Source organism: Aminivibrio pyruvatiphilus (assembly GCF_004366815.1).
Classification (GTDB): Bacteria; Synergistota; Synergistia; order Synergistales; family Aminobacteriaceae; genus Aminivibrio; species Aminivibrio pyruvatiphilus.
This window is the reverse complement of sequence record NZ_SORI01000038.1, coordinates 1-13,453: the sequence shown is the minus strand read 5'-3', so window position 1 is coordinate 13,453 and position 13,453 is coordinate 1. Positions and strand designations below refer to the sequence as shown.

Genomic DNA, 13,453 nt, shown 5'->3' with positions numbered 1-13,453 from the left:
GCGAAGACCCGGAACTGCGGATCGAGGGCAACGACGCTGGCAATGGTCTTCAAACTGGCTCAGTCAGCAGAGAAGAGGTGGAGAAAACTCAAAGGGTTTGAGCTTCTTGGAGAAGTCGTCACAGGAGTAATTTTCAAGGACGGAATTCGTGTATCGGACCAATCAGACAGGAGCGCCGCCTGATGACCCATACACCAGATTTGACAATAGCTCCCGTTGCAGTCGCCCACGGCGTAGATATGTGACCTGTTCGTCCGCATGTGGCTGTCCACGGTGATGCCCTTCTTCGTGAACTCGATCCCCGCCCGTTCCAGTCGCAGGGGCTCGAGCACGGGCTTCCGTCCGGCGGCCACGAGAATCCGCTCCGACGTCAGCGTTCCCTTGTCCGTGACGGTGACAATCTTCCCGCCCTCCATGGAGACCCCGGTGATTTTCGCCCTGTTGTACACGGTGATGCCCTCTCTGGCGAAAACGTCCTCCAGCACCCGTGCGGCCTCCTCGTCCCCCACGGGAACCAGGTGGGGGTCCATGTGGGCGACGGCCACCTTCGTCCCGAGGCGGGCGAAGGCCTGGGCCATCTCGGAACCGATGGCGCCTCCGCCGATGATCGTCAGGGATTCCGGCATTTTTTCAATCTCGAACATGTTCACGTTCGTCAGGATGTCCGGCACATCCTTCAATCCCGGAATGGGAGGCACAAAGGGCTCCGTCCCGGTGGCGATGAAGATCTTCTTTGCGGTGTAGCTCTCGCCGTCCACCTGGACCGTCCGGTCGTCCAGGAATTCAGCCGTTCCGCTGACCAGTGTCGCCCGCTCGAAGGCCTTCTGGAACTTCTTGTCGTTGATGCCGTGGATCTTGTCCCGGACCACCTGCATGGGGTCGGAGGAATTCAGGTGAAGCTCCCCGTCCAGGCCGTATCTTTTCAGATTGCGTGCGGAATGGAGGGCCTCCCCCGCCTTCAGCAGGGCCTTGCTGGGGATACAGCCGCAGTTCAGGCACTCCCCGCCGACTTTATGCTTCTCTATCGCCAGCACCGAAAGCCCCATGGCCGACCCCATGGCGGAAACCGCCATGCCCGCCGGTCCCATGCCTATCACTATGATGTCGAACTGTTTCACGTTCAAACACCCGCCTTTTTGAGAAAATTTTCATTTAGCCGGAAATATTATACCCCCTTAGTGTATTTTATTCAACATACAAAAACACACTGCCAAGACCGGGATTCCCTCCCCTCCGAGGATGCTTGGGTTTGCTTGGGTTTGTCGTCCTGAGGGAGGCTTTAAGCCCGAAGGACCTCGATTTTGCCCTTGCTTGTCATCCAGAATGAGCGGAGCGATCGCGGAGCATCCCCGAAGGGGGCGAGGGATCTGCCTTTGGTTCCTGACTGCCTCCAGGGCGAGATCCCTCGGCCATGTTTCCGGCCTCGGGATGACACTACCCTGTCGTCCCGAGCGAGCGGCAGTTGTTTGTCGTCCCGAATGAGCGGAGCGATCGCGGAGCATCCCCGAAGGGGGCGAGGGATCTGCCTTTGGTTCGAACGCCCTTAAGACCGCGATTTCCCCGGCTTCGCCGTTCGGGATGACCTCCTTCAGGGCCATGGATTAGGATAAACTATCGATGGATTTCTCAAGCAAGGGAAGGAGAGTACGATAATGATGGACTGAGACAAAAGAGCGAAAGACACTATACAACCTCGTCAGGCAGCTCCCTCAAGAGGGTGTGGAAAAAGTGACGGGTAATGCGACCTTCCTTTGGTCTTTACAGGAAAAAGAAGATATGGAAGACCTCCGGGCAATCAGTGAAAGAATTGATGAACCTGCCATACCGTGGGAAACCTTGAAAAAAGAACACGGGCTTTGACGAAAACCATTTCTGCCGGGGGACAATAACTCTCTCGACATGATCTACTTCCTGCGGGAATATACCTGTGAACGATGTCCCACATCAACGGCAATGATAAGCATTTCCCCGTCCCTGATCTCCGCCAGCAAACGGTAATCACCTATCCGGTAGCGCCACAATCCCCGAAGAGGTCCCGTCAACGCCTTTCCTGAAGCGCGGGGGTCCGGGCAATTTCGGAGATTCCGGTTGATGTAGCTGAAAATCAGGTGCTGTGTCTCCCTATCGAATTTTTTGATCTTCTTCGCAGCCTCAGAGGAAATTTCCACGGAGTAGCAACTCATAACTCCTCCTCGGAAAAACCGCACTCCTTCACAAGATCCTCAAACGGCACTGTCTTCTGCCTGCTTTTCAGCCAGGCTGTATAGACTTTCAGGTCGTAGGCGTCCTCGATCTTCTCAAGAATCGATTCCCGGGCAAACTGGGCAAGGGACATCCTTCGCTCCCTGGCGTATTCCTCCGCCGCCAGGCGTTCTTCCGGGGAAAGCCGTATGGACAGAGTTTTCTCAAGTGTAGCCATTAAATTCTCCCCTTTCTTTGTATTGCATCGTAACACAAAACCCTGGACAGTCAACAATGAAACCAGTGAAAGAGTTCAAGGGCGGGATCCCTCGCATTCGCTCGGGATGACAAACAACATTCTTTCGTCCCGAGCAAGCACCTTTTGTTGTCGTCCCGAGCGAGCGGCAGTTGCTTGTCATCCCGAATGAGCGGAGCGAAGAGGGATCTGCCTTTACCTTTTTGCTTGTCGTCCCGAACGAACGAAGCAATCGCGGAACACTCCCGAAGGGGGCGAGGGATCTGCCCTTGGTTCGAACGCCCTCAAGCGCGAGATCCTTCGGCCATGGTTCCGGCCTCAGGATGACAACCCTCTGTCCTCCCGAGGACTTGTTTTTTTGTCGTCCTGAGCAACGGAGCAACGCGAAGGACCTCGATTTTGACTCTGGAGTGCCTTCGAGATCCCTCGGCCATGGTACCGACCTCGGGATGACACCCTCAGTCCCGCTCGAATGCAGTTGGTTGTCGTCCCGAGCGAGCGCAGCGACGAGGGACCTCGGGGTTGATTCTGGGCTGTCACAAGAGCGAGATCCCTCCCCTCCGGGGACACGATCGGCCATGGAGCCGCCCTCGGGATGACATTACCCTGTTATCCTGATGGGGGCGAGGCTATTGCGGCAGCATCCCATAGGAGGCAGGGACCTCATCAGGATTCTGGGGCCTTAATAGGTTACTTGCCCTTTTGTAGTTTTGCGTGTTCTTTGAGGAGGGAACGGATCAGCTTTTTCTGTTCTGTTTGAAGCCATCTATCACCGTTTTCAGTGCGGGCTAGTTCCAAAAGGGCTCTGTCGACATCCGATGGTATTGGCTGGTTATGATCGATAGTTGCCAGCATTTTTCGTTTTTCAGCAGATTGATGGCAGTAAAACTCTTCGGCAATCTTTTTCAAATCGAGCTGCGATACCGGTTCAAGAGACAACGAAGAAGGACTATGTTCAGTTTCTTCGCAGGAAGGAGCTTTTATGGCAAATGAGCGGATGCTCTCCGAATTCCACCTGCAATAACGGTCAACTTCCGCTATCAAATAAGGCGAAGTGGCTTCCCGGGCGCCGATTTCAATAAGCAGAACTCGGATCCCGAGGTTTTGTACGGCAAGGACGCCTGGAACCAGATCAGCATCTCCTGAGAGAATGATCGCCTCGCTGATGGACCTGTTTTGAGCAAGCCCGATGAGATCGGCGATAAGTAGCCCGTCTACAGCTTTTTGGTCTCCTCTTATGTTGCGGGAGCCAAGACGAAGCTTAAAATCGTCGAGGCGTTCAATACACTCGTGCTCGTATGATTTTGTTCCGTTTGCTCCGGGGCCGTCGTACCAATAGATTCTCAAAAGATCGCTGCCCGGGCAAAAATTTTCCACTTGGCCGAGCAACTCGCTCCGCATTCTCTGATGGTCAACATGAACAAAACTTCTCGGTTTCTGTTCAAGAAAGAGTGCTTTTGCTGTCTGGACCCAAAAATAACCTGCGTCGACAAAAACGGCCACTCTTTTCACCAGCGGCTCCCCTTTCAAGAAAGAAGGAAGACGGCAAGCCATCTTCCTTCTTGTAGTAGGGGCGCTTTTGGAGCGCCAATTAATTCTGCTTTGCATATTACGCTAATCCCGATAGGTCGTCAAGTATCAGATAACCGCATTGAAACCGGTGAATGAGTTCAAGGCTAGATCCTTCGGCCATACTCCCGGAGGGGAAGGATCTCTGGGTTGCCTTTGTCTGTCGTCCTGAGCAAGGCGAAGGACCTCGGGGTTGATTCTTGACTGCCTTAGGGGCGAGATCCTTCACTTCGTTCAGGATGACATCCAAACACCTGTCGTCCCGAACGAACGCAGTGATCGCGGAGCATCCCCGAAGGGGGCGAGGGACCTGCCTTTGATTCTCGATACCATTAAGACCGAGATTCCTCCGGCTTCGCCGTTCGGAATGACAACATGCTGTCATCCCGAACGAGCGCAGCGAGGAGGGATCTGTTTTTGACTCTCGACTGCCTCAAGACCAAGATTCCCTCCCTTCCGGGGATGTGATCGGCCATGCCCCCGGTCTCGGGACGCTAGGCCGCCCGTGATGACGACAAAGGCGCCCCGGGTTTACAGGCATTCGCCCAAACCGCCTCCCTACAAAAAAGTGAGGGGGTTCGCTTTCCCCCTCACTTCGTCCTTCTTCTCTATTGAATCAGCGGTGCAAGGCGCTTCCGTACCAGCCGCAGCCGGGCGCTCACCGCCTGTTGTGTTATGCCGAACCTCTCGGCAGCCTCTTTCTGCGAAAATCCTCCCGCCAGCAGGATCACAAGTTCCCTGTCCTCTCCGCAAAGACACTCCTCAACCGCCCGGTCGGGAATGTGCGGCTCTTCAAAAATCGCAGGTTCCTCCGGCGTTCCTTCCACATCCTCCAGGGGAACGTACTGCTGCCGCCATTCCCTCCGGGCAGCGGCCCTTACCCTCGCGGGAAGCCGGTTCTTCAGAAAAAGGGGCAGCCGTTCCGGATCCCCGCACCTCGGGATCAGCTCCAGCAGGGCAAGGTATCCTTCCTGCACCAGGTCGTCGAACTCCGCTCCCCTCCCTGCGTATCTCCGGGCCGTGGCCGTAACGAGGGGCCGGAATCGCCGGAGCTCGGACTCCATATCATATTTCGGAAACCCCATTCATCCCTCCGTCACGCTACCGCAAGATGCATAAAATTCCGCCGGCCGTAGGGAATCACCTGGGTGAAGCCCGCCCGCCGTGCAAACACCTCCACCGCCGGCTGCTCATTAAACGGAACCAGTACATCCGCCGCACGTCCCTCCAGATGGAGGCTCCGCGCCGCCCCCTTCACCCGCCTGTTGTGGGACGGGCACCGATATCCGCTGCTAATGACAACGGGCTTTCCCCACTGGGCCCTCACGGCCTCGAGCAGCTCCACCAGGAGAGGACAGAGCCTCACGCAGTGGCAGCAGGGGCATTCGAATTCCCGGAGGCGGAAATGCTCCGCCACGGGAAGATCATTCAGTCGGGTTGTTTTTTCTGCCATACATTCACCACCTTTATTGATGCGAATAACTTGCTTTGTCATCCTGAGGAGCGAAGCGACGAAGGATCTCGGGCTTGCCTTTGTCTGTCGTCCTGAGCATCGCGATCGAGAAGCATCCCCGGAGGGGAAGGACCTCGGGGTTGATTTTTGACTGCCATAGGGGCGAGATCCTTCACTTCGTTCAGGATGACATCCAAACACCTGTCGTCCCGAACGAACGCAGTGATCGCGAAGCATCCCCGGAGGGGAAGAACCTCGATTTTGCCTTTGTCTGTCGTCCTGAGCAAGGCGAAGGACCTCGGGGTTGATTCTTGACTGCCATAGGGGCGAGATCCTTCTCTTCGTTCAGGATGACATCCAAACACCTGTCGTCCCGAACGACCGTAGGGAGGAGGGATCTCGACTTCGATTCTCAACTGCCTCAAGCCCGAGACCCCTCCCCTCCGGGGACGCGATCGGCCAAGGTACCGGCCTCGGGATGACAACCCTCTGTCGTCCTGAGCCCCGTGCCCCGATTTTTTGTCGTCCTGAGCAAGGTGATCGTGAAGCATCCCCGGAGGGGAAGGACCTCGTTTTGCCTTTAAAGGGCCTTTACCCCAGATTCTTCGGCCATGGATCAGGCCTCAGAATGACAGAACCAGATCTTTCCTCGCCTTTACCCCTCAGGACGACAGTGTTCTCCCCGAAACTATGGCCGCATGCAAATCCCGGATGGCCAGGGACAGTTCCTCCAGGCGGCGTTCCATGCGCACCAGCAGAAAGGCCGCCACCGCCACGGAGAACCCGTTCTGCACCACCGTGGACATAAAATCCTCCATTGTTCGGCTCCCTCCTTCATATCAGAAAACAGAGGGGAGAGGACTCCCCCTCCCCTGCAGTCCCTACCGGCTACAGAATCTCCGTCACCGTGCGGTCCACAAGCTCCGCCCCGGCGATGGACACCAGCGCCTGATCGAAAATATCGTTGTCGATCACCGCATCCATGGCGGCCTCCGCCTCGGCTGCAGAAATGGTCTCCTTCGCGTAGTTCAGCGACACCACGAAGGTCTTACCGAGATCAGTCAGAAACTTCATCCGAAACGTCTTCATATTCCGTCACTCTCCTTCCAGCCCTAGGCGGCTTCCACGGAATCGGTGCCCACTTTTTCCACTGCCAGCACCGGATAATCAAAAAGGGAACCAAGGGCGTCCGTCGCCGACTTCAGCGACGTGGCATCCACCGCCGGACGGATCCGGCTCATGGTCACGGACCGGACGATCATCTTGCCGTCGCCGCCGGTGCCGGTATTGAGGCGAAGCACTACGGAACTCTTCAAAGGCGAATACACTGCCATGTCAATTCCTCCCGAAATTCAAGATAGCCCGGATTCTTCCCGGACATCTATAAGAGTGCCTTCGACCTTTAATATATACAAATAGATATCTATTTTCAAGATCACTTTCTTCCGGATTCCTTTCTGAAGCAAAAACTTGAAGAACTAAACGAACAAAAACCCCGGCCGCCCAATATGGTGCTATAATTTTTGGGCATGAAAACCAACTCGCTTCAAGGAGGAACTTCCCCCGATGACAACTGACCGCTCCGTGCAGAATACCCCTGCACCTTACCAGGACGACGACGAAATCGACCTGATGGATCTTTTTATGGCACTGTGGAAACAGAAATGGGTCATAGTGATCTGTGCGGCGCTCTTCGTTGCCGCAGGCACGACTTTTGCCCTGCTGACGCCGAAAACCTACGAGGCCAAGACGACGCTGCTCATCCTTCCCCCCATTTCCAGAGAACTGACCGATGATAAAAATTCCGGCGGGCAGATGTTCTCTTCCGAAATCTACAAGGATCTCGCCCTCGCCCAGGACCTGCTGAACGACGTCATCGCCGAAGTCTATTCAGGGACAGAACAGCCTGACGCGGCCGCAGCCCAGCGGAACATGTCCGTCAGCGTCAACAAGGCCTCTGAAAAGGACACCACCGGCAAGTTGCCCTTTACGCTTTCCGTGTCCCTCAAGGGAGAGGATCCCGCTGCCCTGACGTCTTTCCTTTCTTCGTGGATCACCCATTTCACCCGAAGGAACGCTCAGCTTTTCTCCACGAGGGGAACCCAGTCCTTCGAATATATAAGCGAGAACTTTGAAATTGTGAAAAAAGACCTGAAAGCAGCAGAAGACAAACTGGCAGATTATCGGAAACAACACCCGATAGATTTCTTGGAAAACACTCTGACCACATTAAAAACACTTAACAAAAACTATCAGGAAGACATCTCCTTCAAGAAACGCACCCTTGTTTCCAGGGAAGCTGAATTGATTGCATTAAAAGAACTTATTAAAGAGGAACCGGAGATAATCATCCTGAACAGGTCTCCCTCAAATGAGATGCTTCTCAATGTTCCACGGGGCACTGACTCTCATAAAAATGAAAATCTGATCTTCCGTGACGAAGTAATCAACGAAAGACATAGTATTCTTCGGAATATGATTACCTTTGCTGAGACCGAGGTTCAGTCTCTCAAGGCTTCCATTGCTGACCTGGAGCAGCATCTTAAAGCAACAGAAAAAGAATTCAACGAAAAACAGGTGCTTCTCGTCGAAAGCAAAAAGAACATCCAGCGGCTCGAACGGGAAGAAAAAGCCCTGAACGATGCCTATACCAATCTTGCGAAGAAATTCCAGGAAACCCGGATCGCAGCCGCCGAAGCCGCCGACCCCATCCGGGTCATCGAGCAGCCCGTACTCCCCACGTCGCCCGTGGCGCCGAGGAAAACCCTCATCGTCGCCCTTTCCGGCGTTCTCGGCCTGTTCATCGGCATCTTCGCCGCGCTCATCGTCAACATGGTGAAGAACCGAACGGCTTCTGCAAAGGCTTAATAAACAACAACCGTCGAAATGCTTACAAAACCGGGGCCCGGAAATTCCCTCCTGATCAAATTCGCCATCGACCTCACCCTCGCCGCCGCCGCGTCGTGGGGGGCATTTGCGTTGCGCCTCGGCCTCCCCATCCCGAAGCTCTACCACAGGAGTGAAGTCTTCTACATCCTCCTCAGCCTGGGCATCAAGGTTGCATTAATCCTCGGCTTCGGCCTCTTCCGGCAGTCATGGAGGAGCATCGGCGTCCGGGACCTCACCCGCCTCGGCAAGGCCGTCGCCGCCTTCACCCTTCTCTCCTCCACTGCGGCCTTCCTCCTGTCGCCCTACTACCGCATACCCCGCAGCATCCCCCTCATCGACGGTATGCTGCTGCTTATCGCATGGGGTGCCGCCCGCCTCCTGGTCCGCCTCTTCCTCGAAGGGAACGTCCGCAGGAAAGGCAGGGGGCAGAACAAGCGGGTCCTCGTCATCGGCGCCGGGGACGCCGGCACCATGATCGTCCGGGAGATGCTCCGCCATCCCGAGTCCTGCCTCACCCCCGTGGGCTTCCTCGACGACGATCCCGGAAAGTGGAACACCACCTTCGTGGGCTACCCCGTCTTCGGCCCGGTAAAACGCCTCGCCGCGGTGGCCCGGGGCCAGACGGTGGACGAAATCCTCATCGCCATCCCCTCCGTCATGGGCGACGCCATCCGGTCCATCCTCGAAACGGCCCGGAAGGCCGAAATACCTGCGCGGATCATCCCCGGAATATGGGAAGTCCTCTCGGGCAAGGTCTCCATCTCCAGCATCCGGGACGTGGAAGTGGAAGACCTCCTCAACCGCGACCCCGTCCGGCTCGACCTGGACGAGATCGCCGGGTACATCACCGGCCGCGTGGTCCTGGTCACGGGTGCGGGCGGATCCATCGGCAGCGAGATCGTCCGGCAGATCCTCCCCTTCGATCCCCGGCACATCATCCTCCTAGGGCGGGGGGAGAACAGCCTCTTCCAGATCGAGCAGGAACTCCGGAACATCCATCACGTCCGCAACATCACCACCGTGGTGGCCGACGTGCGCAACCGGGAGCGCCTGCGGCGTGTCTTCGAGACCCACTCCCCCAAGGTGGTCTTCCACGCGGCGGCCCACAAGCACGTCCCCCTCATGGAGGAGAACCCCGAAGAAGCCATCCTCAACAACGTCTTCGGCACCCAAAATCTTGCGGAACTCGCCCTGGAGCACAACGTGGAAGTCTTCGTCAACATCTCCACCGACAAGGCGGTGAACCCCACCTCCGTCATGGGCGCCTCCAAGCGGGTGGCCGAAATGATCGTCCGCTCGGCGGCGGAAAAAGCCCTCCCGGGAAGAGCCTTCGTCTCCGTCCGGTTCGGCAACGTGCTGGGCAGCAGGGGCAGCGTCATCCCCACCTTCAAGGAGCAGATCCGCCGTGGCGGGCCCGTCACCGTCACCCACCCGGAAATGACCCGGTACTTCATGACCATCCCCGAGGCGGCACAGCTCGTCCTCCAGGCGGGGGGCATGAAGCGGAACGGCTCCGTCTTCGTGCTCGACATGGGCCAGCCGGTCAAGATCATCGACCTGGCATCGGACCTCATCCGCCTTTCGGGCTTCGAACCCGGCACCGACATTGACATCGTCTTCTCGGGTATCCGCCCGGGCGAAAAACTCTTCGAGGAACTCCTCACCGCCGAAGAAGGCACGGAAGCCTCCCGGTTCAAGAAAATCTTCGTTGCACGGAACAACGGCCTGCCCGCCGAACTGCCCCAACTGCTGGAAGAACTCCGGCAGGCGGCGGAAGAAGAAAACGGACGGGCAATCCGGGAAAAGCTGGGGAAACTCATTCCCCATTGCCAGGTATGCAGTGAGGAGAACGGGAAATGAACCTTCTTTCTCTCGTGTTTTTTTCCGGCCTGGCTTTCCTCTCATGCACCGGGTCAAAGCTCTACATCAACTACGCCCGAAAGAAAGCCATTCTCGACATCCCCAACGAGCGCAGCTCCCACACTCTCCCAACCCCTCGGGGCGGAGGCGTGGTCTTCGTCGCTCTTTTTCTTGCCGTTGTCCTCCTGTGCCCCTTCTTCTTCCCGAGAGAAGCTTCCCTCTGGCTCGCCCTCTCCGGAGGGGGCCTGGCCGTCGCCGCCATCGGGTGGATTGACGACAGGAACACCCTCCCTGCATGGCAGCGCCTCGGCGTCCACAGCATAGCTGTACTCTGGGCCCTGTATCACCTGGGAGGCATGCCCTCCCTCTCCCTCGGCTTCGTCTCCCTGCCCCTAGGCTATATAGGGCACGTTCTCGCATTTATCGGTGGCGTGTGGATGATCAACCTGTACAACTTCATGGACGGCATCGACGGCCTTGCTGCGGGTGAAGCAGTCCTCGTCGCATTGGCAGGCGCCTTTCTCACAACGGGAACCCCCGCATCGCTCCCCCTTTTCGCCCTGGCTGCCTCGGTACTCGGCTTTCTTCTCTGGAACTGGTCGCCCGCAAAGGTCTTCATGGGCGATGCCGGCAGCGGCTTCCTGGGTTTCGCCTTCTTCTGCTTCGCCCTTTACACCGAGAACACAAATACTTTGCCGCTCCTCATCTGGGCCGTACTGGTATCGGTCTTTGTCGTTGACGCAACCCTCACCCTTGTCATGCGCGCACGGCAGCGAAAGCGCCTGTCAGAAGCCCACCGGGACCATCTGTACCAGCAGTTCATCAAGGCGGGGTATCCCCATGCAGGTGTAACAGGAGCGGTTCTTCTTGTAACATTTGCTCTTTCAGCTACTGTATGGTTCCTCAGACCATTTCCGCTCCTGCTCTTTGCCGGAGTATATGTTGCCCTTATAATGGGGTGCAAACTGCTCTACGGAAAAATATCCGCAAAACTGCGATCAATGGAAGTGACGCAATGAGAAGAATTCTCGTGACGGGAGCCGCAGGGTATATCGGCAGAAACCTGTGTTCTCATCTTTTAAAAAACGGGTATGAAGTGACCGGGTCTCTTCTAAACCAAAAGGAAGCAGAACTCCTTCCCGAAGGCGTGAAACCGGTGGTTACAGGAGCGATCAGCGGCAAAACCGACTGGTCGGAAGCCCTGGAAGGTGCTGACGGAGTGGTCCACCTTGCCGCCATAGTCCACAAAAAGGAGACAAAGAATAAAGCAACCGAGGATCTCTTCCGCAGAACAAACACCGATGCGACTGCCGCTTTAGCAAAGCAGGCACTGGAAAAGAAGATACGCTCCTTTGTCTTTCTGAGCACAGTGGCAGTCTACGGGGTGAACAAAACCACGGAACCATTGACCGTAAAAAGCCCCATCAATCCTATAACGTATTACGGAAAATCAAAATGGGAGGCGGAACAAAAGCTTACGGCTCTCTTTGAAAAGGCAGATGCATCACTGACCATATTCCGCCCCACCATGGTCTACGGCCCGAAGGCGCCAGGAAACTTCGCACGTCTTTCAAAGCTAGTAAAAATGGGGATTCCATTGCCTTTTGGAAGCTCAAATAATCAAAGGCATCTACTTTATATCGAAAGACTTTTAGAATTTATAATAGGTGGGTTGCAAAACACAAACCTTGGTGTGGTTGTTAAAATCGCTTCAGATTCCAATACGATTTCCACGAAAGAACTGATACTACTGGCAGCTGAATGGGAGAAAAAAAAAGCCCGATTATTTTCTGTACCCCCCCTCATTTTATGTTGCCTTTTTGTGTTGATCGGAAAAAGAAACGAATGGGATAAACTCGGGGCATCATTCATAGTCAAGGATTCTTAGCAGATCATTTATTAGTCAAAAGGATTATTTTATGAAAAAACTTTGGATTATCAATCAATACGCGGCCACTCCAGACACCGCAGGAATCACACGGCACTATGAACTAGCGAAAAGACTTAAAAAATACGGCTGGGAGACGACCATTGTTCGCGGCAGCTTCGACCTGTATTTGAAGAAAGGCAATCGGCGGCAGGAAAACAGGAACAGCGTAGTCCAACAAGAATTTGATGGTGTTTCGTTCCTTACCATCCCAACCCCAACATACAAAGACAACAAGTCAGCCGGACGAATATGGAACATGGTCGTCTTCGGAAAGCGTGCGTACAGTACCCTTGGCTCGCTCAAAACGGGCAGGCCTGATATTGTTATGGGTTCAACTATGACGCTTTTCGGAGCAGACGCGGCAAGAAAAATAGCTCGGTTTTTCGAAGTTCCGTTTATCTACGAGGTTCGTGATCTCTGGCCGCTTACACCCATTGAAATAGGTGGATATTCCAAATGGCACCCGTTCATCATGTACCTGGACTATCTGGACCGCAAGCTCGCTCGATCTGCGGATCTGATCGTTACTATAACAAGACTGATGAAGGATTATTATATTGAACGAATGAAACTCTCGGATGAAAAGTTTCTCTGGCTCACGAATGGAACAGATACAACTTTGTTCAGCGAGGTAAAAAGCACACCCAAAGAACCTTCGAGTTTCAAACTGTATTATACTGGTTCTTTGGGCCTCGCCAATGGGATTGATGCAGTTTTCAATCAACTCAAAGCCATTAAATTGAAGTATCCTAAATTTAAGCTTGTACTCGTAGGAGATGGTCCCTATCGCAATCTTCTTCAAAGCAGGTCAGAAACTGAAAATTTACCGGTTGTTTTTATTGAGCCGGTTCTAAAGGAAAAGCTGCCTGAAATAATTGCTGATGCGGACGCTTTTCTCTTTTATTTACTTCCATCTCCGCTTTATCGCTATGGTATAGGCGCAAACAAGCTCGCAGACTATCATGCCGCCGGAAAACCAATTCTCTTTGTCGGTGACTGCGCAGAAAACCCAGTACATCAATCAGGAGCAGGAGTCGTGGCTCAAACTATCGATGAATTCCCGGAGGCTTTAGGGAGTTTGATTGATCTTCCCCTTCATGAGAAAGAAGCAATGGGGGAAAAGGGGCGTGAATATGCACTAGAGCAATACGACTGGGCAAGACTTTCTGAGAAACTAAAAGTATCCCTATCGATATTATTAAATAAGCTTTCCAAATAAATCACTGCTGTCCAAAATAAATTGAAATCTGAAATAGCACCCTGAATTTCCAGGGTTTTGCGGAGCTGTTTTAGACAGATTTGAAAACAGGTCCCC

At 54.6% G+C, this 13,453-nt stretch carries 14 protein-coding genes and 2 pseudogenes; 7 read left to right on the top strand and 9 right to left on the bottom strand.

The window, feature by feature from the left end; all coding sequences use genetic code 11:
* Positions 1-183, top strand: a pseudogene (locus tag C8D99_RS15610) (IS256 family transposase); the annotation flags it as partial.
* A gap of 35 nt (positions 184-218) precedes the next feature.
* Here C8D99_RS15610 and C8D99_RS14705 read toward each other — a convergent pair.
* A pseudogene (locus C8D99_RS14705) lies at positions 219-1,097 on the bottom strand (dihydrolipoyl dehydrogenase family protein); the annotation flags it as partial.
* A 622-nt stretch (positions 1,098-1,719) separates the two neighbouring features.
* On the opposite strand from C8D99_RS14705, the gene C8D99_RS15305 reads away from it, so the two are divergent.
* Positions 1,720-1,860 carry a hypothetical protein gene (locus C8D99_RS15305; RefSeq protein WP_166670232.1) on the top strand — a complete coding sequence of 47 codons (141 nt, stop codon included), beginning with the start codon at positions 1,720-1,722 and terminating at the stop codon, positions 1,858-1,860.
* A 44-nt stretch (positions 1,861-1,904) separates the two neighbouring features.
* Here the strand turns inward: C8D99_RS15305 and C8D99_RS14700 are convergent, their stop codons facing one another.
* The 8 genes from C8D99_RS14700 to C8D99_RS14665 form a co-directional block, all read right to left on the bottom strand.
* Positions 1,905-2,183, bottom strand: coding sequence for a type II toxin-antitoxin system RelE family toxin (locus tag C8D99_RS14700; RefSeq protein WP_133959261.1), 279 nt, complete (start codon positions 2,181-2,183; stop codon positions 1,905-1,907).
* Entirely contained in the window at positions 2,180-2,419 is a 240-nt protein-coding gene (relB, locus tag C8D99_RS14695) for a type II toxin-antitoxin system RelB family antitoxin (RefSeq protein WP_133959260.1), read from the bottom strand. The genes C8D99_RS14700 and relB overlap by 4 nt, the downstream gene beginning before the upstream one ends.
* A 708-nt stretch (positions 2,420-3,127) precedes the next feature.
* Positions 3,128-3,949: an NYN domain-containing protein gene (locus tag C8D99_RS14690; protein ID WP_166670231.1), complete on the bottom strand. Its 822-nt coding sequence runs from the start codon at positions 3,947-3,949 to the stop codon at positions 3,128-3,130.
* Between the two features lie 665 nt (positions 3,950-4,614).
* A complete protein-coding gene (locus C8D99_RS14685) occupies positions 4,615-5,091 on the bottom strand; it encodes a sigma-70 family RNA polymerase sigma factor (protein ID WP_133959258.1) in 477 nt (158 codons plus the stop codon).
* Positions 5,092-5,102: 11 nt separating this feature from the next.
* Positions 5,103-5,459, bottom strand: coding sequence for a D-Ala-D-Ala carboxypeptidase family metallohydrolase (locus C8D99_RS14680; RefSeq protein ID WP_133959257.1), 357 nt, complete (start codon positions 5,457-5,459; stop codon positions 5,103-5,105).
* A 662-nt stretch (positions 5,460-6,121) separates the two neighbouring features.
* Entirely contained in the window at positions 6,122-6,277 is a 156-nt protein-coding gene (locus C8D99_RS14675) for a YvrJ family protein (RefSeq protein WP_133959256.1), read from the bottom strand.
* A 70-nt stretch (positions 6,278-6,347) separates the two neighbouring features.
* A complete protein-coding gene (locus C8D99_RS14670; protein WP_133959255.1) occupies positions 6,348-6,548 on the bottom strand; it encodes a DUF2922 domain-containing protein in 201 nt (66 codons plus the stop codon).
* A gap of 23 nt (positions 6,549-6,571) precedes the next feature.
* A complete protein-coding gene (locus C8D99_RS14665) occupies positions 6,572-6,793 on the bottom strand; it encodes a DUF1659 domain-containing protein (RefSeq protein WP_133959254.1) in 222 nt (73 codons plus the stop codon).
* Positions 6,794-7,025: 232 nt separating this feature from the next.
* Here C8D99_RS14665 and C8D99_RS14660 point away from each other — a divergent pair, with 232 nt between their 5' ends.
* From C8D99_RS14660 to C8D99_RS14640, 5 genes are read left to right on the top strand one after another with little or no spacing between them, the layout of a single operon-like run.
* The gene (locus C8D99_RS14660; RefSeq protein ID WP_133959253.1) at positions 7,026-8,327 is read left to right on the top strand and encodes a GumC family protein; all 1,302 of its coding nucleotides are present in this window, start codon (positions 7,026-7,028) and stop codon (positions 8,325-8,327) included.
* A gap of 18 nt (positions 8,328-8,345) precedes the next feature.
* A complete protein-coding gene (locus C8D99_RS14655; protein WP_133959252.1) occupies positions 8,346-10,208 on the top strand; it encodes a polysaccharide biosynthesis protein in 1,863 nt (620 codons plus the stop codon).
* A complete protein-coding gene (locus tag C8D99_RS14650) occupies positions 10,205-11,227 on the top strand; it encodes an MraY family glycosyltransferase (protein ID WP_133959251.1) in 1,023 nt (340 codons plus the stop codon). Before C8D99_RS14655 ends, C8D99_RS14650 begins: the two co-directional genes overlap by 4 nt.
* Positions 11,224-12,096: an NAD-dependent epimerase/dehydratase family protein gene (locus C8D99_RS14645; RefSeq protein ID WP_166670230.1), complete on the top strand. Its 873-nt coding sequence runs from the start codon at positions 11,224-11,226 to the stop codon at positions 12,094-12,096. The genes C8D99_RS14650 and C8D99_RS14645 overlap by 4 nt, the downstream gene beginning before the upstream one ends.
* 31 nt (positions 12,097-12,127) lie before the next feature.
* Positions 12,128-13,357 (top strand): glycosyltransferase family 4 protein, encoded by a 1,230-nt coding sequence (locus tag C8D99_RS14640; RefSeq protein ID WP_133959249.1) that lies wholly within the window; start codon positions 12,128-12,130, stop codon positions 13,355-13,357.
* Positions 13,358-13,453: the final 96 nt, after the last annotated feature.